Consider the following 25553-nt stretch of genomic DNA (forward strand, 5'->3'; position numbering starts at 1 on the left):
ATTTTTTCGAAAGCCTCCCAAATGTTTGGGGGGCTTTTGCCGTCTGTTGGAATATTTTTCGAAAAATGGGTCAACACTGATTAGCAGTACATGAATGTTTGTTTCACTAATTCAGGAGGGGTAGAGAGACGATGAAGTGGACTCGATGTTTGACCTTATTTCTGGCTATCCAGCTTCTGGCATGGACGGCCCTGCCCGCGGCGCTGGCGGAAGAAAAAAAGCCGGCCGCTCCGCAGGTGGACCTTGCGCCTAATGCGCAATCCGCGGTGCTGCTGGACGTGGATACCGGCACGATCATACTGGACAAAAACAAAGATGCCAAGCTGCCTCCCGCCAGCATCACGAAAATCATGACGATGCTGCTCATTATGGAGGCGCTGGACCAGGGCAAGATCAAGATGGACGAGAAGGTAAGGACGAGCGAATACGCAGCCTCCATGGGCGGTTCGCAAATATTTCTCGAGCCTGGCGAGGAAATGACCGTGCAGGATATGCTGAAGGGAATCGCGATGGCTTCTGGCAACGACGCATCCGTAGCGATGGCGGAGAAGCTGGCCGGCTCCGAAGAGGCGTTCGTGCAGATGATGAACGAACGAGCCAAGCAGCTCGGCATGAACAATACGCATTTCGCCAATGCCAACGGCCTGCCTGCCGACAATCACTACTCCTCCGCGTACGACATCGCGCTGATGTCCAAGGAGCTGCTCAAACACGAGGAAATCACTCAATTTACCGGATTATACCAGGATTATCTGCGCAAAGATTCGCCGAAGCCGTTTTGGCTCGTAAATACGAATAAACTGGTGCGTTTCTATCCGGGTGTGGACGGGCTGAAAACCGGATATACGAGTGAGGCGAAGTTTTGCTTGTCGGCGACGGCCAGGAAGGACAACTTCCGCGTCATCGCTGTCGTCATGGGCGAACCGGATACGAAAACGCGCAACGCCGAAGTGACGAAGCTGTTCGATTACGCATTCTCGCAGTATACGAACTACCCGATCTACAAGGCGGGCGATTCGCTTGGATCCTTTACCGTCAGCAAAGGGGAGCAGGCCTCGGTACCGCTGGTCGCCAAACATCAATACAGCGTCCTCTTGAAAAAGGGCGATGCGGCTGCGGGCATTCGCCACGAGGTTCAGTTTAATCCCGGACTGAAAGCGCCCGTTGCTTATGGCCAAAACATCGGTAAAATCGTCGTCTACCAGGGGGACCGCGTACTGACGGAATTCCCGCTTGAATCTCCGGTTGAAGTGAAAAAAGCCGGATGGTGGACACTCACGAAGCGGACCGCGAAAAAGCTTTTATTTATCGACTAACAGCCAAGTCAGTCCCCAGTACCGACAGTCGTCCGCTGGGGGCTTCTTTGCATCGCTCGGCTCAAAAAAATGTCGCATTTCTTCTATTTCTAGCGCATTTCTTCTAGTTTTGTCGGGGGGCAGGAATTGCCAATTCCGGCGTAGAATGAGTTACGCAAGAAAGGGAAGGAGTGAACAGCTTGAGTTTGCAAATCGAATTGGAGCATGGCAAAAGCAAGGCATTGATCGTAAGGCTGAAGGGCGAGCTCGACCACCATACCGCGGATACCGTCAAGGCGCGGATGGAGGAGGCGATCGAGAAAGGCGAATGCAAACATGTGGTACTAAGCTTGAAAGACTTGACTTTCATGGACAGCTCCGGTCTCGGCGTTATTTTGGGAAGGTATAAGCAAATTACGGCCAAGGGCGGCAAAATGGTCGTCTGTGACGTCGGGCCGTCCGTTTACCGGCTGTTCGAAATGTCCGGGTTGTTTAAAATCTTGTCTGTTCAAGATAACGAGAGACTTGCGATCTCCAGTCTGGAGGTCGTATCATGAGCAAAAATTTCATGAATCTGCAATTCGCGAGCCGCTCGGAAAACGAGTCGTTCGCCCGCGTCACCGTCGCCGCTTTCGTCTCCCAGCTCGATCCGACTTTGGATGAACTGACCGATATTAAAACCGTCGTTTCGGAGGCGGTGACCAACTGCATCATTCACGGATACGACAACAGCCCGAACGGCATCGTTTACATCAGTGCCGAGATCGACGAAGATACGGTTGTCATCAGCATCGAGGACCGCGGTGCCGGCATTGCCGATGTGGAGCAGGCCAAGCAGCCGCTGTTCACGTCCAAACCGGAACTGGAGCGTTCAGGAATGGGCTTTACGATTATGGAAAACTTTATGGACGAGGTGGAGATCACTTCCGCTGTCGGCGTCGGTACGAAAGTGACGATGAAAAAACGTCTGGAATCTAAAAAAGCCCTGATGAATTAGGGTGGCACTTAGGGGTCTGATCTATGGATGTCGATTTGAAGCACGCCTCCCACAGTTATTTGGATGATGCCGAAGTCAAAAGATTAATAGCACTTAGCCAGTCCGGAGATCAATTGGCTCGGGAAACGCTGGTGAACTGTAACATCCGCTTGGTGTGGTCGGTCGTTCAGCGTTTTTTGAACCGGGGGTACGAAGCGGAAGATCTGTTTCAGATCGGCTGCATCGGCTTGTTGAAGTCGGTGGACAAATTCGATCTGTCCTACGAGGTCAAATTTTCGACGTATGCGGTGCCGATGATCATCGGCGAAATACAGCGGTTTTTGCGCGACGACGGAACGCTGAAGGTGAGCCGGTCGCTCAAGGAGCTTGCAAATAAAATTCGTAAGACAAAGGATGAGCTCTCCAAGCGTAACGGCCGTCTGCCGACGGTCAAAGAGGTTGCCGAGGAGCTCGGCATTTCGCCTGAGGATGTCGTTTTCGCCCAGGAAGCGAGCAAGCCGCTTTCCTCGATCCACGAAACCGTGTTCGAAAACGACGGCGATCCGATTACGCTGATGGATCAAATCGCCGATGAGAATCAGGACAAGTGGTTTGAGAAAATGGCGCTGAACGAAGCGATCGGAGCTTTAAACGAACGCGAAAGGCTGATCGTTTACTTGCGGTATTTTCGCGATCAAACGCAATCGGAAGTCGCCAGCCGGCTGGGCATCTCCCAAGTCCAGGTATCCCGGCTCGAGAAAAAAATATTGCAGTCCATCAAAGACCAGATCGCTCAGTGAAGCGTTCTGGTTTTTTTTGGTTTGATAAGCGTTCCGGATTTAGTTTAACGACGATTCTACAGGTGGATTAAGTATGAAAAATCGAATAGAAGTTCCCTTAACATCGTAAAACCGACCAATAAGCATGAAAAATCATATCCATATATGCCCTAGGATGGTAATTTGAAAAAATCTATTTGAAAAATCATATACAAATCTTCTTTTTGCGTCGGTCCCAACTTTTGAAGACGAAAAATCATACAGATTAATAAAAGGGTTGATTTTGAAACAAAAACTGAATCGAATGCGTTATAATGCTAGTCAATTTAAACTTAGGAGTGATGGTTTGTGAAAAAGTTTGTGATGGGGCTTTTATGCGGAGCTGCTTTATCCATGTCAACGGTCGTTATTGCTTCCGATAGCATTCAAGCTATTTTATTTCCCAGCAAAATTACATTTCAGGTGAAAGGAAATCAGGCCGTCTTAGATACAAGCGAGAATCCTGTTCTGAATTATAATAATAAAACCTATATTCCTCTACGTGTTTTTGCAGAGGCTATGGGGGCTAACGTTGATTTTGTTTCAGAGTCGGAAGCGGCGGATCATTTGAATCACATAACTGTTTCAAGCAATGAGTATAAGCTAATTCAATATGGACCTGATGATAACATAACCCCTGCAAATGCAGCCTACACTCCCTTAGGTGTGGGATTGGGACTTCCTGATGAGTATCGGCGAAACTCGGACCAACTGAGCATTGAAAATACGAATAACTTTGTTTTTTCCGTGATCAATAGAACAAACGATAACTTGCTTGTCGATCCTTCAACCAATTTGGCCTTAGAGGTATATACAGCACCGGAAGGTGTAGAGGATCAACTTGTATATCGATATGTTATTCCGCAAATTCCAAAACCTATCCCAAGCAGATCAAGTTATACTTTTACCATCCCGTGGAATCAAACTGGTTCAAATGGGAAAAAAATAGAGCCTGGCCGTTACATTGTTAAATTAGCCAAGCCCGAAAACATTAATTATCAGGTTGAAGGAGATAGCGACACGAAATCTGTACCAAGCTATGTGGATATGAGGTATGGACCAAGAAGTTATATCGTAAATTACAAATAAAAATTACCAGTTTTAAGCCCGAGCTTATGAGCGTTCATAACATGACTTATGAGAATGAAAGTTATATTCCCAAGTAGGAGTATGGCTTTTTTTGTTGTTCTCACGGACCAATGATTAAAGCGTGTCCGGTCGGAAATTCGGCGTCCGCCGAATCGTGCCGGACAAACGCGGGCCCGAGGCACGTCGCTGCTCCCGGCACCATCGCTCCAAAGTAAAGCGTGTCGGGCATCGGATTTTTACCCGGAGGTAAAAAATCCATGCCCGACAAACGCGGACTAGAAGCGAGTACCACCTCCTTCGGGCGGGTCCAGGGCGCCCGAGCGCCTGGGGTCCCCCTTTAGGGGGATTTAGGGGTTGGTTTGAACCGATTTAGGGGGTGATTTGAACTGATTTAAGGGTACTTATAGGGTTATGTAGGGGGACAGCCCATAAAAGGGGCGTTTCGGGGTGGTTATCCCTTCCATGACTAGACCGGCCCCACGGTTAGCATACTATGTCATATATACCAAGCCATAGTGGAGGGGGAAGAAACATGCCGGAAGTGTCCAACCCCACGCTGTATGTTCGTTTAAGAAAAAGAATCCGGCTTCCGCAAGGAGCCGCGATTTATCTTGGATCCGTTGCGCAAATAGTCGCTCCTCCCGAATATGAGCGCGATTTGCAGCATCTGCCGCTGCACAGCCCCAAGGAGCAGGACGGCAACCTGATTCTCATCGACATGCTGCTCATCGTTGAGAAAGTCAAGGCCATCTTCCCTTTTATGCAAATTGAACATTTCGGTGAACCGCATACGTTGGTGGAAGTGTACAAGGAGATCAAGCGGCCCCACTTGATCGTCATCGCCCTCGTGTGCTTCCTGCTTTTCATCGGCTCGGGGCTGGCGATTATGAATTTTCATGCAGATGTCAGCATGCTTACGGTGCACCGGCGCATTTACCAGCTGCTGACGGGCAAGTGGGTCGATCATCCGCTGCTGCTGCAAATTCCGTATTCGATCGGCATCGGCATCGGGATGGTCGTATTTTTCAACCATTTGTTCAAAAAAAAGTTCAACGAAGAACCGAGTCCGCTCGAGGTGGAAATGTTTATGTACCAAGAGAGCGTCAATCATTACGTCATCACCGAAGAATACGGCAAGCTGCATGACAAGGTTCACGAAGAGAAGGCGGTTAACAAGGCGGGTGCGCCTTGATGGAATGGATCGCGGACATCATGCTTGCGCTGATCGGAATCGCCGGCGGGATAGCCGTAGGCAGCGGGATGGTGGCGTTTCTGGTCGTACTCGACGTCATTCCCCGGCTAACGCAGCTGACCGACACTCACCTGTACATTCGGACATATGAGGGAGCTGTCGTGGCGGGTTCCGTGTTCTGGACGCTGACTGATTTTTTCGATTGGAAGATGCCGCTTTTTCCAATGTGCACCGTACTGGTCGGTTTGTTTGCCGGATGCTTTATCGGTATGCTGGCCGCAGCGCTAACGGAGGTCATTAACGTGCTGCCGATTTTGGCGAAGCGGATCGGGATGGAATCCGTCATGGTGTGGCTGCTGATGGCGATGATCTTCGGCAAAGTATTCGGCTCATTGTTCGATTGGCTGATCTATTATTAGGACAAGGAGGATTCCGATGAAAAAATTGGCGAAGCGGGCAGTGCTTAAGCGAGGCGAACCGTCGAGAGAGAAACCGGGTCATCCGGAAAAAGACGAACGGCTGGAAATTGACAGCGAAGGCAACATTTTGCCTTCCGGCAAAGCGAGAAGTAAAGATCCTTCCGAAATTTTGACCCGCGAGGAGCTCAGGCTGAAAGAAACGGAGCGCATTTCGCCCGACATCGGAGAAGTGAAAAGAACGCTGGAAGAGCAGATCGGACTGAACAAAAGCTTCGACGTCGTGTTCCGCGAAATGGTATTCGGCGGCACGAAAACCGGGCTGTTGTATTTTAACGGATTTGCCAAAGACATCGTGCTTGTGGACGTGCTCGAAAGGCTCAGCTATGCCGAAGAAACGAAAAAAAGCGACGAAACGTTCGAGTTGTTTCTGGAGAAGTTGATACCGCACATTCAAGTGAAAAAGGTCGCCAAGATGACCGAGGTCGTGGAAAATGTAAACCGCGGCGAAGCGGCGTTTTTCTTTGAAGGCGAGACGCATGCCATCACGATCGACGCCAAAACGTATCCGGTCCGCTCGACAAAAGAGCCTGATTTGGAGCGGGTCGTGCGCGGTGCTCGGGACGGTTTTGTCGAAACACTGTTGACGAACGTTACGCTTATCCGCAGAAGGCTTCGCGACCCGAGGGTGATGTTCGAGATGCTCTCGGTCGGCAACCGTTCGAAGACGGATGTATGCATGGCATACATACAGGACATCGTCGATACGGATCTGGTCGAGGCGGTGAGGGATAAAATCAAAGGCGTAAAAGCGGATGGATTGCCGATGGCCGAGAAGCAGCTGGAGGAAGCGATTATCGGCAAGGGCTGGAGTCCGTATCCGCTGGTACGGTATTCGGAACGGCCGGACGTGGCCGCGGCTCATCTGCTCGAAGGCCATGTCGTGATCATCGTCGATACGTCGCCTTCGGCGATGATTTTGCCGACGACGTTTTTTCACCATGTGCAGCATGCGGAGGAATACCGGCAAAATCCGACGGTCGGCACTTATTTGCGGTGGGTCCGCTATACCGGGATGCTGGCCTCGTTATTTTTGCTGCCGCTGTGGTTTCTGATGGTCACAAACCCGGGGCTTAAGCCGCCGGGGCTTGAGTTCATCGGACCTTCGCAGGATTACCATCTGCCGCTGCTCGTGCAGTTCGTGCTCGCCGAAATCGGCACCGATCTGATGAGGATGGCCGCCGTCCATACGCCGACACCGCTGTCGACCGCGATGGGCCTGATCGCCGCGATCTTGATTGGCGAAATTGCCGTGAAAACGGGATTGTTCGTCAACGAGGTCATCTTGTATTTGGCCGTTGCGGCCATCGGCACCTTCGCCACGCCAAGCTATGAGCTAAGTTTGGCCAACAGGATTACCCGGCTTATTTTGCTGATCGCGACGGCGATTTTTAAAATTCCGGGACTTGTTGTCGCCTCGACGCTTTGGGTCGTTTATCTGACGGTGCAAAGGTCTTACAACACTCCTTACATGTGGCCGTTTATCCCCTTTAATGCGCCGGCCTTTTACGATATCCTCATTCGCAGGCCGTTCCTTGCGATGAAAACCCGTCTCAGCATCACGAAGACGCTGGACAACACGCGTCAACGATAGAACCTTTTTTACGGAAAAAGGGGCCGTTTCCTTGCTTTTCATGGAGATGGCTTCTTTTCGTCTGTTGTCAGTTTCCGCCCCATATGATACCTTAATATTAATGCATTTGGGTCCTTTTTTAACGTCATGGTAGAGGAGAAACTTTTTATGTACATGCACGGTACGAGCAAAATTAACGATAAAGGCCATTTGGAAATCGGCGGCTGCGATGCGGTCGATTTGGCGAAAACGTTCGGCACGCCGCTGTACGTGATGGACGAAGCGCTCATCCGCCGCCGCTGCCGCGAATTCGTGGACGCGTTCCGGACATCGGGATTGAAATTCGAAGTCGCATACGCGAGCAAAGCGTTTTGCACGATGGCGATGTGCCGGATCGTCGAGGAAGAGGGCATGTCGCTGGACGTCGTGTCCGACGGCGAGCTGCATACGGCGCTGCAGGCCGGATTTCCGGCGGAGCGCATTCATTTTCACGGCAACAACAAGACGCCTCACGAGATCGAGATGGCGCTCGATGCGAAGATCGGCTGCTTCGTCGTCGACAACTTCGTGGAGCTGCATATGCTGAATGCGCTGGCCGGGGAGAAGCGGGTCAAAGCCAAAATGCTGTTCCGCATTACGCCGGGCGTCGAAGCGCATACGCATGAATTCATTTCGACCGGACAGATCGATTCGAAATTCGGATTCGACATGGGGAACGGGGCGGCTTACCGCGCCGTGGAGGAAGCTTTGAAGCTTGAGCATGTGGAGCTGCTCGGCGTGCATTCCCATATCGGCTCGCAAATTTTCGAGGTAGCCGGCTTCCAGGCCGCGGCGGAGAAAGTCGTTGCTTTTGCCGCGAAAGTGCGCGATGAGCTGAACGTCACGTTCAAGGTGATCAACCTCGGCGGCGGATTCGGCATCCGTTACGTCGAAGGCGATACGCCACTGCCGGTATCCGATTATGTCGGCGCGATCGTCAGCTCGGTAAAAACGGAATTCGGACGCTTCGGCTACCCGGTGCCGGAAATATGGATCGAGCCGGGCCGCAGCATCGTCGGCGATGCCGGCACGACGCTGTACACGGTAGGCACGTTCAAAGATATTCCGGGAGTGCGCAAGTACGTATCCGTAGACGGAGGAATGACGGACAATCCGCGTCCGGCGCTGTACCAGGCGCAATACGAAGGGATGCTGGCCAACCGCGCGGGCGATGCGAACGAAGAGGTTGTATCGATCGCCGGCAAATGCTGCGAGAGCGGCGACATGCTGATCTGGGACATCGAGCTGCCGCGCGTCAGCTCCGGTGACATTCTCGCGGTTGCCTGCACGGGTGCTTATAACTATGCGATGGCAAGCAACTATAACCGCATTCGCCGTCCTGCCGTCGTTTTCGTAAAAGACGGGCAGGCGGACGTCGTCGTCAAACGTGAGTCTTACGACGACATCGTCGGCAACGACGTCATTCCTGACCGGATGAAGCAGGTCGTGAAGTCGGTGCAACAAGCTTGATTTTTTTAAGCAGGAGTCCTTCCATTTCGGGAGGGCTTCTTTTTTTCGAACCAATTTTGGGAAAAAGGATGGAGAAACATGCACATTTTATGTATAATAAAACCCGTTGACTATCGGACCCGACTTTTCTGAAAGTGAAAAGTCATTGAAACTGCCTTCTGATCTTCCTAATGCGAACGGACCTAAAATAGAGATAGAGGAGTGGAGCTTATTTTGCTGTATCAAAAACTGAAAAACGCCTGGTTCTCCAACATCCGAAGGGACGTGCTTTCCGGCATGACCGTAGCTTTGGCGCTAATTCCGGAAGCGATTGCCTTCTCCATTTTGGCGGGGGTGGACCCGATGGTCGGCTTGTACGCATCGTTTTGCATCGCCGTGACGATATCTATCGTAGGGGGCAGGCCGGGGATGATTTCGGCGGCTACCGGGGCGATGGCATCGCTGATGGGACCGATTATCGCCAAATACGGCATCGAATATTTGTTCGCAGCGACGATTTTGACCGGCATCATACAATATGTAATGGGTTTGCTTCGGTTCGGCAAGTTTATAACGTTCATTCCGCAATCCGTAGTCACCGGTTTTGTCAATGCGCTGGCGATCATTATTTTTATGGCCCAGCTTCCGAACTTCCAAGGAGCAAACTGGCAAATGTACGCCATGGTGGCGGGGACGCTGGCCATCGTGTACTTGCTGCCGCTGCTTACGAGGGCCGTGCCGTCGGCGCTTGTCGCGATTATCGTGATGACGGTTATTTCCGTCACACTTGACCTGGATTTGCGCACGGTCGGCGATATGGGCGAAATTAGGCAGGCTTTGCCGTTTTTCCATGTTCCGGACATAACGTTGTCCTTTCAGGTTATATGGAGCATCTTGCCGTTTTCGTTGGCGCTGGCGGTGGTCGGCATTACGGAGTCGCTGATGACCGCTACGATCGTTGACGAAATGACGGAAACCAAAAGCGATAAAAACAAGGAAGTCAAGGGCCAAGGCATCGCCAATATCGTATGCGGCTTTTTCGGCGGGATGGCCGGCTGTGCCATGATCGGACAAACGGTTATCAACGTAAAATCAGGAGGAAGAACGCGGTTATCCACCTTCGTCGCCGGCGTGTTTCTGCTGTTTTTGATCATGGTGCTGGGCAATGTTGTCAAACAAATTCCGATGGCCGCACTTGTTGGCGTCATGTTTATGGTGTCTATCGGTACGTTTGATTGGGGATCGCTTCGTAACCTGACCAAAATCCCGCGCAGCGACGCACTCGTTATGGTCGTTACGGTGGCGATTGTGGTGGCGACGTCGGATCTGGCGATCGGCGTTGTATCGGGCGTCGTACTAAGCGCGCTGATCTTCGGCTGGCGGTCGGCGAAAATCAAGGCTCAGGCATCGTTGGAAAACAACGGAGCAAAGGTGTACCGCATCACCGGGCAGCTTTTCTTCGGGACGATGCTGCATTTTGTCGATTTGTTTGATTATAAAAACGATCCGGATTCCGTCATCATCGATTTCGGCGCTTCGCACGTTTGGGATCATTCGGCGGTCACCGCCATAGCCAAGGTGGTCGCCAAATACGAGCAGCTGGGCAAAAAAGCGTCGATCGCCGGCTTAAACGAGGAGAGCCGGAAGCTGGTGGACCGGATCGGTCTGGCGGCAACGTCCGGTCATTAAAGACAAAGAGGCGCTTCGGCCGGTCCGAAGCGCTTTTTGTATATACGAGGTTACGCCACCCGATTTTGATTATCGGCGCAATTGGTGTAGAATAACAATTGCATAAATTTTTTTATAAAGGAGCATCCAAATGGCCAAAAAAGGTAAAATTACCCTTGAAAAGGGCGGAGAAGTGCATATCGATTTCTTTCCGGAGGAGGCGCCGAACACGGTAGCCAACTTTGAAAAGCTGGCGAACGAAGGTTTCTATAACGGCCTGACCTTCCACCGCGTCATCCCGGGGTTTGTCGCTCAAGGCGGCTGCCCGAGAGGCAACGGAACGGGAGGACCGGGCTACACGATCAACTGCGAAGTCGACACAAACGTCAGCAAGCACGAGCGCGGTACGCTTGCTATGGCTCATGCCGGACGCAATACGGGAGGCAGCCAATTTTACATCTGCTATCAGCCGCAGCCGCATTTGGACAAGCAGCATACCGTATTCGGCAAAGTGACCAAAGGGATGGAATTTATCGATGCCGTGAAGCCGGGCGACAAAATGTCCGAAGTGAAAGTTTGGGAAGAATAATAGCGCTGCAAGGACAACCTTCATTTTTTTTCGGAGGTTGTCTTTTTTGTTTGGAGATGTAAAACATGGGTTCGTTTGGAAAGAATGGTAACTATCGTCCGTTCCTTGCTTAGAAGCATCTAAGTTCAGTAACTTTGTTGTTTGCGTCTACAGCAAATTGCAGCGATTTGCAAAAGGAAGCTAAAAATCGAATCGCCAACTTATCTTTTATTGCATCTTCAAATATCCACTCATTGACATAAACGCCAAAACTGTCGCCCTTAACAAGGTGACTTTGTTGGGGAAAACGGGCCAGCGACTCTTGATTTATATCCATATCAAGCTTAGTTATTTGATCTAAATGAACCGAAAACCAATTTAGCGTTCTTGGTTTGGGCGGTGCATCATCATCACTGAATTTATCGCCAAACATTTCGTACGCAATTTGATTAAAATTATGTTCGGCAATTGATTTACTAACAATGGCTGCGGTACTTTCCTTAATTGACATTAAATTAATTTCTGTAACCTTCTTCGCATAAGTTATTATCCGAATATCATTAAAATGTGGGGCAATTTGTTTCATAATAATATCGCAATTTTCGTTTGAATGGACAGGAATTTGGATAAAAGCATGTTTGCCGGCAGCTAAAGCGCTGAAACAATAATATTGAGCGATATAGGAAATATCGTTCACTGCTTCCGTTGAGCTAACCTTATTTATTTCCATTTCGCTAATGTTTCCGGGGGCTACGGGAGTGTCCAATAAGCCGGCAGGATAATACCAAGTCATTTATATCCCCTCCTTGGGGCAAACAAATATTTACTTAATCATACACGGACGGTGTTCAGTGCAGCAAATGATATCGGCGAGAGCTTACGTTTATCGATGCGTGAACGATTAGTGAAATAAATAAGATGAAAATTTTTCATGACGAAGTAGACATATCTTGCTTGAATAGGTATACTATGCAATAAAGCTAAAAATCAATACGTTTCCTTCGGGGCGGGGTGCAATTCCCCACCGGCGGTGATATGGCCACCTGTGAAAGATTGGTTCTTTCGCGTGGCGGCCGTTCAGTCCGTGACCCGTGCCGCGTTTGCAACATGCGGCCGGTGGACTCGGTGCAACTCCGAGACCGACAGTATAGTCTGGATGGGAGAAGGAAAAAAATTCGGAATGACAGCCGGGTTTGTTATGTACTTTTTTTCACAAAAGCGCCGTAAGTGCGGTAGAGGTGTTTGCCGTGCCTGGATTTATTGTTTTTGTGTTTTTTAGTACAGGCAAACAGAGGCTCTGTTTCCGCATTTTTTCGTGCTGCTCCCTGAAGCCCCTTTGTACAAAAAGGCGGCTTTTTTGCATTTTATTCTCATTTTGCAACCGGCAAGGGAGGGGATAAGTTGGAGCTGTTAAACGATGAATACTATATGAGACTGGCGCTTCAGCTCGCGGCCGGACCCGCGGGGCAGACGGGCATCAACCCGAATGTCGGCTGCGTCGTCGTCAAAGACGGGCGGATCGTCGGCATGGGTGCCCATCTGCAGCGGGGTACCGCCCATGCGGAAGTGCATGCGCTGAATATGGCGGGCGACCAGGCGGAAGGCGCCACCGCCTATGTGACGCTTGAGCCGTGCAGCCATCACGGCCGGACGCCGCCGTGCTGCGACCGGCTCATCCGCGAGAAGGTGAAGCGGGTCGTCGTCGCTTGCAAAGACCCGAATCCGCTCGTTGCCGGAGAAGGCATCGCGAAGCTGCGCAGCCACGGCATCGAGGTCGAGGTCGGGCTGCTGGAGCAGGAAGCAGTGAAGCTGAACGAAATGTTTAACAAGTACATCGTCAGCAAGCTGCCGTTCGTCACGCTGAAGACGGCTAGCACGCTCGACGGCAAAATCGCCGCGAAAACAGGCGACAGCAAGTGGATCACCGGCGAAGCGGCCCGCGCCTATGTCCACACGCTGCGCCACCGTCACCAGGCGATCATGGTCGGCATCGGCACGGTGCTGCACGACGATCCGCAGCTGACGACGCGGCTGACGGTGCCGGGGCTGCATCCGGTGCGCATCGTCGTCGATTCGCTGCTGCGCATCCCTCCGGAGGCGAAGCTGGTCACGGACCGCACGTCGGAAACGATCGTGCTGGCGACTGAGCAAGCGCCGGGCGACAAAGCGCGGCGGCTGCAGGAGCTCGGCGTCACGGTGCTGATCAGCGGAAGCGGGCCGCAGGTCGATCTGCCTCAGGCGATGAAGCGGCTTGGCGAGCGCGAAATCGGCTCGATTTTGCTCGAAGGCGGCGGGACGCTGAACGGCGCGATGCTGACTCAGCAGCTGGTCGACAAGCTGGTGCTGTTTTTCGCTCCGAAGCTGATCGGCGGGTATGACGCGCCCGGAACTTTCCGATTCGCAGGCTTCGAACGGATGAGCGAGGCGCTCGAGCTGGATCGCGTCACGGTCGAGCAGTTCGGCAAAGATTTATGCATCAGCGGTTATCCCCGCTACGAAAGAGAGGTGTAACCATATATGTTTACCGGCATTATAGAAGAAATCGGCGCCATGCGGCGCATTTCCCGGCAAGGGCAAGCGATGGTGCTGTCGATCGGGGCGAAACGGATCCTCGAGGACGTTCATCTTGGCGACAGCATTGCGGTTAACGGCGTCTGTCTGACCGTCATCGCATTTGACAGCGATTCGATTACCGTCGACGTCATGCCGGAAACGTTCCGGCGCACGAACCTGCGCAAGCTCGCCGTCGGCGAACCGGTCAACCTGGAGCGGGCGATGTCCGCTCAAGGACGATTCGGAGGCCATATCGTGCAGGGGCATGTGGATACGACAGGGACGATTCGCTCGCGCATCCCTGAGGAAAACGCGGTGGTCTATACGGTGGAGCCCGCCGACCCGGCGGCGCTCAAATACGTCATCCCGCACGGGTCGATCACGATAGACGGGATCAGCCTCACCGTTGTGCAGGTGACGGACTCTTCCCTGACCGTGTCCATCATTCCGCATACGCTCGCGCAAACGGTGCTGAAGTGGAAGCAGCCTGGCGACGAAGTCAATTTGGAGTGCGACGTTCTGGGCAAATATATAGAAAAGCTGCTGCTCAGCAGGCAGCCCGGCGAGAGCGCCGCTCCGACCGGCAGGCTGACCGCTTCGTTTTTGGCGGAGCACGGGTTTATGTAAGTTCAAGCAATTACTATATAGAGAGGCCAGGTGAGATAGGCATGGGAGAAATCAAGTTTCATTCGATTGAAGAAGCGATTTACGATTTGATGCTCGGCAAAGTGATCATCGCCGTAGACGACGAAGACCGCGAAAACGAAGGCGACTTCATTGCGTTGGCCGACAAGGCGACGCCCGAAGTGATCAACTTTATGATCAAGGAGGGCCGCGGGCTCGTCTGCGTTCCGATTACCGAGGAACGGGCGCAGGAGCTTGATTTGCCGCTGATGGTCGCGAAAAACACCGACTACCACGGCACGGCGTTCACCGTTTCGGTGGACCATGTGGAGACGAGCACGGGCATCTCCGCATTCGAGCGGGCGCGCACCGTCAAGGCGCTGATCGATCCGCAGGCGAGACCGCAGCATTTTCGCCGTCCGGGGCACATTTTTCCGCTGATTGCGAAAAACGGCGGCGTGCTGCGCCGCGCCGGACATACGGAAGCCGCGATCGATCTCGCCCGCATGTGCGGATCGTATCCGGCTGCGGTCATCTGCGAGGTGATCAAGGAGGACGGGGAGATGGCCAGGGTGCCGGAGCTCATGGAAATCAGCCGCGAACACGATCTGAAAATCATTACGATCCGCGACTTGATCCACTACCGCAACCAAAAGGAGAAGCTCGTGAATCGCGAGGTGGAGGTGAAGCTGCCAACAGACTTCGGATCGTTCCATGCGATCGCCTATTCGAATATGGTCGACAGCAAGGAGCACGTGGCGCTCGTCAAGGGCAAAATCGACCCGGATCGTCCGACCCTCGTTAGGGTACATTCCGAATGTCTCACCGGCGACGTCTTCCATTCGCACCGCTGCGATTGCGGTCCCCAGCTTGCCGCTGCATTAAAACAGATTGATGAAGCGGGGTCCGGTGTGTTACTCTACATGAGGCAGGAAGGCCGCGGCATCGGTTTGATCAACAAATTGAAAGCTTATAAGCTGCAAGAGCAGGGATTGGACACGGTCGACGCGAATATTAAATTGGGGTTCGCTCCGGATTTGCGCGATTACGGCATCGGCGCGCAAATTTTGAAAGATCTGGGCATCCGGAAAATCCGGCTGATGACGAACAATCCGCGCAAAATCCGAGGCCTCGAAGGCTACGGACTGGAAGTGGTGGAGCGCGTGCCGATCCAGATGGAAGAGAACGAAGACAACAGCAAATATTTGCATACGAAACAAGAGAAGCTCGGACATATGCTCAAATTTGAGATTTAACAACAACTTTACTTAAATAGACGAAGGGATGTTTGCACAATGGTAAAATATTACGAAGGACACTTGGTCTCGAATAATTTGAAATACGGAATCGTCGTCGGCCGCTTCAACGAGTTCATTACCGGCAAGCTGCTGAGCGGTGCGCTCGATGCGCTCAAGCGGCACGGCGCAAATGAAGACGATATCGAGGTGGCGTGGGTGCCCGGCGCCTTTGAAATTCCGCTGATCGCGCAAAAAATGGCGGAAAGCAAGAAATACGACGCCGTCATTACGCTCGGCGCCGTCATCCGCGGATCTACGCCGCATTTTGACTACGTCTGCAACGAGGCTGCCAAAGGCGTCGCCGCAATCGGCCTGAAAACCGGCGTGCCGACCGTATTCGGCGTGCTGACGACCGATTCGATCGAGCAAGCGGTGGAGCGGGCCGGCACGAAGGCCGGCAACAAAGGCTGGGAAGCGGCCGTAACCGCGATCGAGATGGCCAATCTGACCAAGCAGCTGCCATGATTGCCGCGTTAGCCTATTATTTTCACACGGACACTCTGCTGTTCCGTGTGATCGCTTTTCTCATCGCCGCCACCGTTCACGATGCCGTTCATAGCGCCGCGGCTTTGGCCGTCGGCGACAGGACGGCGCGCGAGCAGGGGCGGCTCAGCTTGAACCCGCTGGCGCATATCGATGCGCTCGGGCTTGCCATGCTGCTGTTCGGGCCTTACGGCTGGACGAAGCCGCTCCCCGTCGCTGCACAGCGCCGCCGCGAGCGGCTGCTCGTTTACGCCGCCGGGCCCGCTGCCAGCCTGCTGCTCGGCATGTTTTTCTGGTGGCTTTACTTTTCTTTGCCCGCGGTTGCAGGTGCCGACATGCCGAATTCGGCATGGATCGCGGCACTACGAGGCGTTTTGCAATACTGCATCATTGTCAATCTCATGTACGGCGTCGTGCATATACTTCCTTTTTATCCGTTGGACGGAGCAGGCATGCTGAAAACGATCCTGCCGCCTGCGGCGCAGCCTTTTTGGCAAAAATACGAAAAGTTCGGCTTGATCGTCACCCTGATTTTGTTTATAAGTCCCGTCGGCCAGTCTCTTCTGGAGCGGGTTTACCAATATATCGCGCAGTGGGTTATGAATATATTCGCTTTTCCGATGTAACACCCGCCGCACCATCATACATCATCCGTCAAGGGGGTTACTTTAGTACGTGAAAGTTACATACAAGCTTCAAGTTTTCGAGGGCCCCCTTGATCTGCTGTTGCATTTGATCGACAAAGCGGAAATTGATATTTATAACATTCCGATCAAAGAGATTACCGACCAATACTTGGAGTACTTGCAGTCGATGCAGGAGCTGGAGCTTGAGGTGACGAGCGAGTTTCTCGTCATGGCCGCCACGCTGCTGTCGATCAAAAGCAAGATGCTTCTGCCCAAGCCTCCCGTGATTGAAAACGAATTTGACGATTATTACGAAGACGAGGAATACGACCCACGGGCCGAGCTCGTTCAGAAATTGATCGAATACCGCAAATACAAGTCGATCGCCGATCATTTGCGCGATAAGGAGCTGGAGCGCAGCCTGATTTATACCCGGGAGCCGGAGGACCTCACGCCTTATATGCCGGCGGAGGACCCGAATCCGGTACGCGGCCTTCAGGTAGCCGACCTCGTGCGTGCCTTCCAGAAGGCGATGAAGCGAATGGCGACGCGCAATACGGTGGCGCGGATCCGCAAGGATGAAATCTCCGTCAAAGACCGGATGCGGCAGGTTGTCGACTATTTGCTGGAGCAAGGCGGTAAAGTTCTTTTCTCCAAGCTGCTCGGAGAAGATACGACCCGCGATGACATCGTCGTAACCTTTTTGGCGCTTCTGGAATTGATGAAAATGAAAAAAATCGAATGCCATCAGCATAAGCTGTTTGACGATATCGTGATTCAGGCAAAAGAAGGGGAAGAGCTTAATGGATTTTCAGCAGATGAAGTCGGCTATTGAAGGCCTGCTGTTCGTTGCCGGAGACGAAGGCCTCGAGGCCAAACAATTGGCGGACGTGCTGGAAGTGGGGGCGGATTTTGTCAAAGATCTTATAAGGGACATGCAGGCGGAGTTTAAGCGGGCCGGCCGCGGCATTCAAATCGTCGAGCTCGCGGGCGCGTACCAGCTTGCTACCATTCCCGAGCACGCTCCCTATTTCGAGCGCCTCGCTTATTCGCCGACGCGTTCGGCTTTGTCCCAGGCGGCGTTGGAAACGCTGGCGATCATCGCATACAAGCAGCCGATTACGCGTGTGGAGATCGAAGAAATACGGGGCGTTAAATCGGACAGGGCGCTGCAAACGCTCGTGGCCAAAGATTTGATTCAAGAGGTGGACCGGGCCGATGCTCCGGGCCGACCGATTTTATATGGCACGACCAAGGCGTTTCTCGATTATTTTGCTCTTGGCGATATCGCCGAACTGCCGGATACTTCACTGTTCGAAAACGATCATAATCTGGAAGAAGAAACACGGCTGCTGTTCGAAAAGCTCGACGCGAAACAAATAACGATCGAAGACGTCGCGGCGGAATCGTAACAAGCCGAGCCGAAATGCATTTTTTGGGAATGCAGACACTGCATCGTTTGCCAAACTCAGGTCATACTAACTCCGAGGATAAGGAACAAGATTCCTTGATCGGAGTTTTTTTCGTTAGGCCAACCACGCTACTGGGGATTTGTTTTATACACGGGAGGTTAGCGTCTGTGTGGATTTGGATCGCATCCGTCGTTGTTTTGCTGGCAGTATTGGTGATGCTCAGTCATATAACCGTTCAAATCACTTCTTCCAGAGTGAACAATAACGATCAGTTCGAAGTGAAAATCACCGCTTTGTTCGGGCTTCTTAAGCTTCGCTTTGAAATTCCGATGGTTAAATTCAAAGGCTTTGCGCAGGGGGTCATGCTCCAAATGGAACAAGGCGGGACAGGGTTCGCCGGCAAAGGGGAAGAGCACGTTACGGCGGAGAAGATCAAACAGGCGTTTCGGAATCTCAAGGAGCTTGTCCGCTATACATTTCAGCTTAACGAGTGGCTTAAAGGCGTGCTTGCCCATGTCAAATGTACCAAGCTTAGATGGGAAACGCGGCTCGGAGTGGGCGATGCGGCCGATACCGCGGTCACGACCGGCGTCGTTTGGGGACTGAAATCGTCGCTGCTCGGTTTTGTGTTTCAATATTTGCAGCTTCGCACGAAGCCGCAAATCGCCGTCATTCCCCAGTTTAACGAAACCCATTTTTCCACCAATGCCTTGTGGGTGGCCAAAATTCGCATGTGGCATGCGGCTTGCGCCGGTGTTATGCTCCTGTATCGCATTATGAAAGTAAAGGGCGGACCGCAAAAATGGCAGCACATTTTGTTTAAAGCCTAGAAGCTCATATTAACTTCGACATTAGGGCAAACTTAGGTTGCAAAATGAATTATACAGAGGAGGACCTATTATGGCTGAACATCCGATACAAGGTCTGATGAAGACCGCGATGGAAAATATCAAGGAAATGGTCGACGTCAATACGATTGTCGGCGATCCTGTGGAAACGCCGGACGGCAGCGTTATTTTGCCGATCTCCAAGGTGGGGTTCGGCTTTGCGGCGGGCGGCAGCGAGTTTGTGACCGACGAACCGCAAACAGGGCAAAACAACGGTAAAAACGATGCCCATAATGCGGTCGTATCTCTTCCTTTCGGCGGCGGCAGCGGCGGCGGGGTATCGATTACGCCAATCGCTTTTCTGGTCGTCGGCCAGCAGGGCGTGAAAGTAGTGCCGCTTGACAATCAAACGCACATTCTTGAGCGCCTGATTGATTCGGCACCTGCCGTTGTCGACAAAATTCAGAGCATGATCAAAGGCAACAAGGCCGGCGCAACGAATGTTTCGGAATCTTCCTCGAGCGGCGCTCAAATCACGAATATCGAAAATCAAAACTTTATCGTTTAATTACTAAGCCGAAAGTCCCGTTCCAGTTAGTGCTACTCTTTCCAGCAACCTCTCTTTGAGAATCGGGCCGTTTTGAGCGATAATAATAAACAGAGAGAGAAACATAAGAAAAAGGTTGGAATTCAGCTGCTCTTTTCAAGGGCAGCTTTACATATTTTTTGTGGCATTTTTCACCAAATCAGGTTATTGCTCTTTCCAGCCGATTCCTTTATATTTATTAGCATAATAGTAAAAAAGTACTGGGAAGAAGGTAAATAGACCGTGCGTCTTGTTGCAACAAGGTCCTGTAGTCCCGGCATGAGACTAGGTAAAAGTATCTATAATGAAGATGGCCTCGTTTTGTTGAACCGTCATGCGGAACTTACGCAAAATCTGATTATTCGTTTGCAGCAGTTGGGAGTCGACTTTGTTTATATCGAAGATGCCGTTACGGAAGATGTCCGCATCGAAGACCCGCTTTCCGACGAAACGCGTATGAGGGCTTTGGCGGAAATCCGCGCACAATTTAAAGCCTCCATGGAAGGCGGCGGGAGAAGCAAATTTTCGAAAGGTCCTGTGCTCGGAAAGGTATTCGGAAATGTAATGAAGATGATATTGGAAGATTTGTCATCCAGGCAAGGCGCGCTGCTCATGCTGATGAACGTGAACGTGCTGAATAATTATGTTTTCCAGCATTCACTGAATGTATGCGTTTACTCGACGATGCTTGGGATGGTGAGCGGATATTCAAAGGAAGATTTGACGACACTTGGCATCGGCTCGCTGCTGCACGATATCGGAAAGACGAAAATCGACTTGAAGCTGCTCCAGAAGCCCGGCAAGCTGACTCCGGAAGAATATAAAGAAATTCAAAAGCATACGGAATTCGGTTTTCGCATGCTGAAGGACGAACCGAATATTCCGCTGCTCGCCGCTCACTGCGCATTTCAGCATCATGAACGGGAAGACGGCAGCGGATACCCGCGCGGGATTAAAGGAAACGAGATTCACGAATACGCCAAATGGATCGCGGTCGCCGACAGCTACGATGCGATGACGACGCACCGCGCCCACCGGTTGGCGATGCTTCCGCACCAGGCGATGGAGATCTTGTTTGCCGGGGTCGGCAAGCTGTATGAGCAAAAGAAGGTGGCGCTGTTCCGCGATAATGTCGCGATTTACCCGCTTGGGGTTTCCGTTACATTAAACACGGGGGAAAAAGGGTTCGTCGTCCGCATCAATTCGGCCGTTCCGCAGCGTCCGGTCGTACGTGTGCTGGTGGATCCGGACGGCCAGCCGACTCAGCCCTACGAAGTGGATTTGACCAAAATGTTAACGGTTTTCGTAGATAAAGTCGATGAATCTTAATAAAGGTTAAACTTTTCAGACGCGGTCTGCTTGAGGCAGGGTGCGTCTTTTCGTTTTGCGCGCGATCCGGGGACATGTTCGATTTGGGATAAGCATATACTTGTACAAATGCCTGGACAGGAACGATCAGACTTTAGGAGGATCTCATGAAAAAGATATGTCTGATATGCATCGCCCTGATGATGTTCGCATGTTTGATTCAGCCCTTGGCGGCCGGTGCCGCCCCTTCGATTTCCACGCATGCCGAGGCGGCCGCGCTGATCGATGTGGAGTCCGGCAGGCTGCTCTACAGCCAGCAGGGCGACAAGGTGATGCGGATCGCAAGTTTGACGAAAATCATGACGGCGATCGTCGCCATCGAGCACGGAAAGCTGACGGACAAGGTCAAAGTCGGCAGCAGCGCCTACCGTAAAGAAGGCTCTTCGCTTTATTTAAAGCTGGGTGAGGAGATGACGCTGGAAAACTTGCTGTACGGGCTGATGCTTCGTTCGGGTAACGACGCGGCGACAGCGATTGCCGAACATGTCGGCGGTTCGCTCGAAGGCTTCGTGTACCTCATGAACCAAAAAGCGGCGGAGCTCGGACTTAAACATTCCACATTCAAAAACCCGCACGGTCTCGACGAGGACGGTCACCGCTCCAGCGCCAACGATTTGGCGAAACTGACGGCGTATGCCTTGAAAAATCCCGTGTTCGCACAGATCGTCGGTACCAAGGTCAGGACGGCTCCGAATCCATACGAATCGTGGGATTACAAATGGCTGAATAAAAATAAAATGCTCGATATGTACCTTGGAGCCAACGGTGTAAAAACCGGCTACACCAAGCTGGCGGGGCGCTGCCTTGTGTCGTCGGCGACCCGAAACGGCCAGCAGCTCGCCGTCGTTACGCTGGACGACCGCGACGATTGGGCGGATCATTCCCGTCTTTTGGATTACGGGTTCAAATATTACCCGCTTTCCACCGTCATTAACAAAGGGGATGCCGCGCCCGGTACCGAGTGGGTGGCCGGCAACAGCTTCAAATATCCGGCCTCCGATGAAGAACGCGGAAAATTGACGATGAAACCCGAGGCGGCGGACACGCGAACGTTGGCATACCGTCTCGGGGAAAGGGGAACGCTGCACATCCTGCTTGACGGCGGAGAAATCGGCAAAGTTCCGCTTTATGAAAAAGGCAGCCCCAGACTGAGCGCGCGTCCCGCGCCCGCCTTCGGCGCGGGCGAAACGGATTTGTACCACTCGGAATATTCGCGCTTTTTATATTTTGTGCAATCGTTTGTCCGCACTTTGTTTACCGGTTCTCCAGAAGTATGATTTGCCAGGAAAGAGGGGCGCCGCATGATCAATTTCATTTGGTTGTTTTTTATTGCGGCCGGATTTGTCGCGGCTGCGGTGCAAGGGAAAATCGAGGTTGTGACCGAAGCTATTTTTGACGGGGCGAAAACGGGGGTGACGGTCTGCTTCGGACTGATCAGCATTATGGTGTTTTGGCTCGGCATCATGAGGATTGCGGAGGATGCGGGACTGCTGAAAAAACTTGCTCTCGCCTTAAGGCCGGTCGTCCGCTTTCTGTTTCCGAGCGTCCCTAAAGATCACCCCGCTCTCGGTTATATCATGTCCAACATGAGCGCCAATATTTTGGGGCTCGGCAACGCGGCGACGCCGATGGGGATCAAGGCGATGCAGGAGCTGCAAAAGCTCAATCCGAGCAAGGACACCGCCAGCCCGGCGATGTGCACGCTGCTGGCGCTTAATACGGCCAGCATCACGCTGATTCCGACGACGCTGATTGCGATCCGGATGAGCTTCGATTCCGTCAATCCGGCGGAAATCGTCGGGACGACGCTGATTGCCACGTTTATTTCGACGCTTGCTGCGATTTTGGTGGATAAATGGTACCGCCGCAACAATCCGCACCCTATTCCGCCCAAGAAAGGATGATTCCGGTTGTACTCCTTCGTCAATTTGATTTCCGTATGGGCCATTCCTGTTCTTGTCGTCTTTATTCCTTTATATGCAGCTTACCGCAAAGTGCCCGTTTACGAATCGTTTGTCGAAGGCGCCAAGGATGGATTCGATACCGCCATCCGCATCATTCCGCATTTGGTCGGGATGATGGTGGCCATTCAGGTATTCAGAGCATCCGGCGCGCTGAACCTGCTCATCTCGTGGCTCAGACCGATTTGCGAGGCGATGGGCGTGCCGACGGAAATTTTGCCGCTTGCGATCTTACGGCCGCTTACCGGTGCCGGGTCGCTCGCTTTTACGACGGATTTGATACAGCAGTTCGGGCCCGACTCGATGATCGGCCGAATCGCTTCGACGATCCAGGGCAGCACCGATACGACGCTGTACGTCATTACCGTCTACTTCGGGGCGATCGGCATCCGCAAAGCCGGCTATGCGCTGAAGGTCGGCCTGATATCGGATGCGGTCGGCTTCGTCGCTTCCATCGTCATCTGCTACCTCGTATTTACTTAAACTCAGAAGTCCGGTGAATATGGAGCGAGCCAGAACCCCACCATACCCGCCTACATATACTGTAAGCAGCCAACGCTTAAGAGGTGAGCTGCGTGCAGTTTTTTGGCATTGTGATCCACCATTCCGCATGTCCGTCGATCAACGGAAAAGGCTACGATTTTTTCATCTCCAAAAACGGCACGATCATTCCCGCATCGGAACAAACCGATCCTCATTACATTCATATTTGCCTGGAAGGCGATTTTCACGAGCGCCGAGCCTTGTTGGGCGCTCCCGAGAAAGAGCAGTTGTTTCTGCTGAGCAAGCTCATCCACAGGTTGTCGCAAACGCACGGCTTCGAACCGGACGACATATTCCCGCATACGGTTTCCTGCCCCGGCAAGTTCTTTCCGTGGCCCGAACTTGTGATTTCTCCCGAGGATGAGTATCATTAGCTTGAGGTGAATCCAAATGTCGGAAAGACTGCAGAAAGTGCTTGCCGAGGCAGGCATTGCCTCCCGTCGGAAATGCGAAGAGATCATTGCGGCGGGCAGGGTGCAAGTGAACGGAGAAACGGTGAACACTTTGGGGGTCAAGGTGGATCCGTCGCAAGATGAAATTACGGTTGACGGCCGGCCCGTGAACCTGGAGCGCAAGGTGTATTTGATGCTCCATAAGCCGAAAGGGGTCATCACGAGTGCTGCCGACCCGGCAGGCCGCAAAGTCGTAGGCGATTATTTGCCCGGAATCAAAGAAAGAGTATATCCGATCGGCCGGCTCGATTATGATACGGAAGGGCTGCTGCTGCTGACCAACGACGGCGATTTTGCCAATTTGCTGACGCATCCCCGTCATCATGTTCCGCGCACTTATTTGGCCACGGTAAAAGGGACGCCGCACGGCTCGCTGCTGGAAAAGCTGCAAAACGGCGTCGAGCTGGAAGACGGCATGACCGCTCCGGCGGAAGTCGACTATCACGACGTCAACCCGGAGAAAAACGAATCGGTCATCAAGATCACGATCTACGAAGGACGCAACCGCCAGGTGCGGCGCATGTTCGATGCGATCTCTTTCCCGGTGATTCGTTTGAAACGGGTACAGTTCGGCCCGCTTACGCTCGGCGGGCTGCCGCGCGGCAAATACCGGCTGCTCGCGCCGGACGAGGTCAAGGAGCTGCGCGACAGCGCGCTCAAGCTGGCCGGCAGAGCTGGGGAAATCGGGGACGAGCGGTACGTGGAAACGCCTGCGCCGAAGGCGAAGCGCGCAGTCCGGCCCGCAGCCCCCGGCGCGAAGCGCGGACCCGCCGCCGGCGCAGCGGCGGCTTCCCGCGGAGCGGTCGGCCGTGCGAAGGCTGCGGGTGCGCGCGGTGCGGGACAAGCCGCGGCCGGGCGCGGAGCCGCGGGCCGCGCGAAACCGGCGGCGCCCGAAGGCGGCGCACGCCAGCGGGGAGGCCGCTTAGGCAAAGCCGGCGAAGCGTGGTCCAATTCGCCGCGGACGGGCTCAGGCCGCCCGCGCCCCGGGGGCTCCCGGACCGGAGCGCCCAAAGGGCAAACCTCATCCGCCAAAAAAACGACCGGACGACCCGGACCAAAGACACATAAATTTCAAAAAGGGCGCTGAGATAATCCGCCAAATTTCGCTATAATGGGTAATAGTACGGATTAAGGGTGAGCGCGAATGGGAAAACATAGAAAATGGGTACAAATCGTCATTTTTGCCGCCGTTCTCGTCATCGGGGGCTTCACGCTGTTCAGCAACCTGTTTCAGGACAACAAGAAGCCGGTTCAAGGCGACAAGGCGCCCGATTTCAACCTCGTCGGCATGGACGGGAAGACGCATAAGCTTTCCGATTACAGAGGGAAAACCGTTTTGGTCAACTTCTGGGGTACGTTTTGTCCGCCCTGCAAGGAAGAAATGCCGGCCATGCAGCGGCAGTACGAGAAGACGAAGCGCGAAGACATCGAATTTTTGGCGTTAAACCTGGCGGAAAGCCCGATTACGGTGCAAAACTTCATCTCCCAATACAAGGTGACGTTCCCGATTTTGTATGACGACAAGGAAGAAATCCGCAAAAAATACGGCGTCATCAACTATCCGACCAGCTTTTTCATATCGCCGGACGGGAAAATCGCCGAGGTCAAGGTCGGCATGATGACCGACGATTATTTGCAGCAAACCATCGCACAGCTTACCAAGAAATAAACCGAAAA

General features: G+C 52.8%; 27 protein-coding genes, 1 pseudogene and 1 riboswitch. Of the genes and pseudogenes, 27 read left to right on the top strand and 1 reads right to left on the bottom strand.

Translation table 11 applies throughout. The annotated features are described in order from the left end of the window. Positions 1–131: 131 nt before the first annotated feature. The 11 genes from MYS68_RS08145 to MYS68_RS08195 all read left to right on the top strand — a co-directional run bounded on the left by MYS68_RS08145 (position 132) and on the right by MYS68_RS08195 (position 11164). Positions 132–1316: a D-alanyl-D-alanine carboxypeptidase family protein gene (locus MYS68_RS08145; RefSeq protein WP_248925356.1), complete on the top strand. Its 1185-nt coding sequence runs from the start codon at positions 132–134 to the stop codon at positions 1314–1316. A gap of 179 nt (positions 1317–1495) precedes the next feature. Beyond that, positions 1496–1852 (top strand): anti-sigma F factor antagonist, encoded by a 357-nt coding sequence (gene spoIIAA / locus MYS68_RS08150; protein WP_248925357.1) that lies wholly within the window; start codon positions 1496–1498, stop codon positions 1850–1852. Beyond that, positions 1849–2292 carry an anti-sigma F factor gene (gene spoIIAB, locus MYS68_RS08155; RefSeq protein ID WP_248925358.1) on the top strand — a complete coding sequence of 148 codons (444 nt, stop codon included), beginning with the start codon at positions 1849–1851 and terminating at the stop codon, positions 2290–2292. The genes spoIIAA and spoIIAB overlap by 4 nt, the downstream gene beginning before the upstream one ends. Positions 2293–2315: 23 nt before the next feature. Then, positions 2316–3071, top strand: coding sequence for an RNA polymerase sporulation sigma factor SigF (sigF, locus tag MYS68_RS08160; protein ID WP_248925359.1), 756 nt, complete (start codon positions 2316–2318; stop codon positions 3069–3071). Positions 3072–3398: 327 nt separating this feature from the next. Further along, positions 3399–4178: a stalk domain-containing protein gene (locus MYS68_RS08165; protein WP_248925360.1), complete on the top strand. Its 780-nt coding sequence runs from the start codon at positions 3399–3401 to the stop codon at positions 4176–4178. A gap of 532 nt (positions 4179–4710) precedes the next feature. After that, positions 4711–5370 carry a stage V sporulation protein AA gene (locus MYS68_RS08170; RefSeq protein ID WP_248925361.1) on the top strand — a complete coding sequence of 220 codons (660 nt, stop codon included), beginning with the start codon at positions 4711–4713 and terminating at the stop codon, positions 5368–5370. Beyond that, a complete protein-coding gene (locus MYS68_RS08175; RefSeq protein ID WP_248930847.1) occupies positions 5370–5789 on the top strand; it encodes a stage V sporulation protein AB in 420 nt (139 codons plus the stop codon). The genes MYS68_RS08170 and MYS68_RS08175 overlap by 1 nt, the downstream gene beginning before the upstream one ends. A 16-nt stretch (positions 5790–5805) precedes the next feature. Continuing rightward, positions 5806–7440, top strand: coding sequence for a spore germination protein (locus tag MYS68_RS08180; RefSeq protein ID WP_248925362.1), 1635 nt, complete (start codon positions 5806–5808; stop codon positions 7438–7440). A 147-nt stretch (positions 7441–7587) separates the two neighbouring features. Beyond that, entirely contained in the window at positions 7588–8928 is a 1341-nt protein-coding gene (gene lysA, locus MYS68_RS08185; protein ID WP_248925363.1) for a diaminopimelate decarboxylase, read from the top strand. Between the two features lie 216 nt (positions 8929–9144). Further along, a complete protein-coding gene (locus MYS68_RS08190; RefSeq protein WP_248930848.1) occupies positions 9145–10596 on the top strand; it encodes a SulP family inorganic anion transporter in 1452 nt (483 codons plus the stop codon). A gap of 130 nt (positions 10597–10726) precedes the next feature. Beyond that, the gene (locus MYS68_RS08195) at positions 10727–11164 is read left to right on the top strand and encodes a peptidylprolyl isomerase (protein WP_248925364.1); all 438 of its coding nucleotides are present in this window, start codon (positions 10727–10729) and stop codon (positions 11162–11164) included. Between the two features lie 109 nt (positions 11165–11273). Here MYS68_RS08195 and MYS68_RS08200 read toward each other — a convergent pair whose 3' ends face one another. Then, entirely contained in the window at positions 11274–11936 is a 663-nt protein-coding gene (locus tag MYS68_RS08200; RefSeq protein WP_248925365.1) for a hypothetical protein, read from the bottom strand. A gap of 200 nt (positions 11937–12136) precedes the next feature. Further along, a riboswitch (FMN riboswitch) is annotated at positions 12137–12315 on the top strand. Between the two features lie 229 nt (positions 12316–12544). Here MYS68_RS08200 and ribD point away from each other — a divergent pair. The 16 genes and pseudogenes from ribD to resA all read left to right on the top strand — a co-directional run bounded on the left by ribD (position 12545) and on the right by resA (position 25545). Further along, positions 12545–13654 (top strand): bifunctional diaminohydroxyphosphoribosylaminopyrimidine deaminase/5-amino-6-(5-phosphoribosylamino)uracil reductase RibD, encoded by a 1110-nt coding sequence (gene ribD, locus MYS68_RS08205; protein WP_248925366.1) that lies wholly within the window; start codon positions 12545–12547, stop codon positions 13652–13654. Positions 13655–13660: 6 nt separating this feature from the next. Continuing rightward, positions 13661–14323: a riboflavin synthase gene (ribE, locus tag MYS68_RS08210; protein ID WP_248925367.1), complete on the top strand. Its 663-nt coding sequence runs from the start codon at positions 13661–13663 to the stop codon at positions 14321–14323. Between the two features lie 41 nt (positions 14324–14364). Then, a complete protein-coding gene (locus MYS68_RS08215; RefSeq protein WP_248925368.1) occupies positions 14365–15576 on the top strand; it encodes a bifunctional 3,4-dihydroxy-2-butanone-4-phosphate synthase/GTP cyclohydrolase II in 1212 nt (403 codons plus the stop codon). Positions 15577–15615: 39 nt separating this feature from the next. Beyond that, positions 15616–16083 carry a 6,7-dimethyl-8-ribityllumazine synthase gene (gene ribH / locus MYS68_RS08220; RefSeq protein WP_248925369.1) on the top strand — a complete coding sequence of 156 codons (468 nt, stop codon included), beginning with the start codon at positions 15616–15618 and terminating at the stop codon, positions 16081–16083. Next, positions 16080–16727: a site-2 protease family protein gene (locus MYS68_RS08225; RefSeq protein WP_248925370.1), complete on the top strand. Its 648-nt coding sequence runs from the start codon at positions 16080–16082 to the stop codon at positions 16725–16727. Before ribH ends, MYS68_RS08225 begins: the two co-directional genes overlap by 4 nt. A gap of 49 nt (positions 16728–16776) precedes the next feature. After that, positions 16777–17562 (top strand): segregation and condensation protein A, encoded by a 786-nt coding sequence (locus tag MYS68_RS08230; protein ID WP_248925371.1) that lies wholly within the window; start codon positions 16777–16779, stop codon positions 17560–17562. Then, positions 17531–18139 carry an SMC-Scp complex subunit ScpB gene (scpB, locus tag MYS68_RS08235; RefSeq protein WP_248925372.1) on the top strand — a complete coding sequence of 203 codons (609 nt, stop codon included), beginning with the start codon at positions 17531–17533 and terminating at the stop codon, positions 18137–18139. The genes MYS68_RS08230 and scpB overlap by 32 nt, the downstream gene beginning before the upstream one ends. Positions 18140–18306: 167 nt before the next feature. Further along, the gene (locus tag MYS68_RS08240) at positions 18307–18969 is read left to right on the top strand and encodes a DUF2953 domain-containing protein (RefSeq protein WP_248925373.1); all 663 of its coding nucleotides are present in this window, start codon (positions 18307–18309) and stop codon (positions 18967–18969) included. A gap of 70 nt (positions 18970–19039) precedes the next feature. Further along, positions 19040–19534 (top strand): GerW family sporulation protein, encoded by a 495-nt coding sequence (gene ytfJ, locus MYS68_RS08245; protein ID WP_248925374.1) that lies wholly within the window; start codon positions 19040–19042, stop codon positions 19532–19534. Positions 19535–19795: 261 nt separating this feature from the next. Beyond that, positions 19796–20881, top strand: a complete 1086-nt coding sequence (locus MYS68_RS08250) for an HD-GYP domain-containing protein (protein ID WP_248925375.1) — start codon at positions 19796–19798, stop codon at positions 20879–20881. Positions 20882–21027: 146 nt separating this feature from the next. After that, positions 21028–22197 (top strand): D-alanyl-D-alanine carboxypeptidase family protein, encoded by a 1170-nt coding sequence (locus MYS68_RS08255; protein ID WP_420852101.1) that lies wholly within the window; start codon positions 21028–21030, stop codon positions 22195–22197. Between the two features lie 24 nt (positions 22198–22221). After that, complete coding sequence (locus MYS68_RS08260) at positions 22222–22824, top strand: nucleoside recognition domain-containing protein (protein ID WP_248925376.1); 603 nt, start codon at positions 22222–22224, stop codon at positions 22822–22824. A 6-nt stretch (positions 22825–22830) separates the two neighbouring features. Then, complete coding sequence (locus MYS68_RS08265; protein ID WP_248925377.1) at positions 22831–23364, top strand: spore maturation protein; 534 nt, start codon at positions 22831–22833, stop codon at positions 23362–23364. Between the two features lie 92 nt (positions 23365–23456). Further along, a complete protein-coding gene (locus MYS68_RS08270; protein WP_248925378.1) occupies positions 23457–23798 on the top strand; it encodes a peptidoglycan recognition protein family protein in 342 nt (113 codons plus the stop codon). Positions 23799–23814: 16 nt separating this feature from the next. After that, positions 23815–24537, top strand: a pseudogene (locus MYS68_RS08275) (pseudouridine synthase); the annotation flags it as partial. Positions 24538–25020: 483 nt separating this feature from the next. Next, the gene (resA, locus tag MYS68_RS08280) at positions 25021–25545 is read left to right on the top strand and encodes a thiol-disulfide oxidoreductase ResA (protein ID WP_248925379.1); all 525 of its coding nucleotides are present in this window, start codon (positions 25021–25023) and stop codon (positions 25543–25545) included. The last annotated feature ends 8 nt before the right edge of the window (positions 25546–25553 follow it).

The organism is Paenibacillus hamazuiensis (assembly GCF_023276405.1).
In the GTDB taxonomy this organism is placed as follows: domain Bacteria; phylum Bacillota; class Bacilli; order Paenibacillales; family NBRC-103111; genus Paenibacillus_AF; species Paenibacillus_AF hamazuiensis.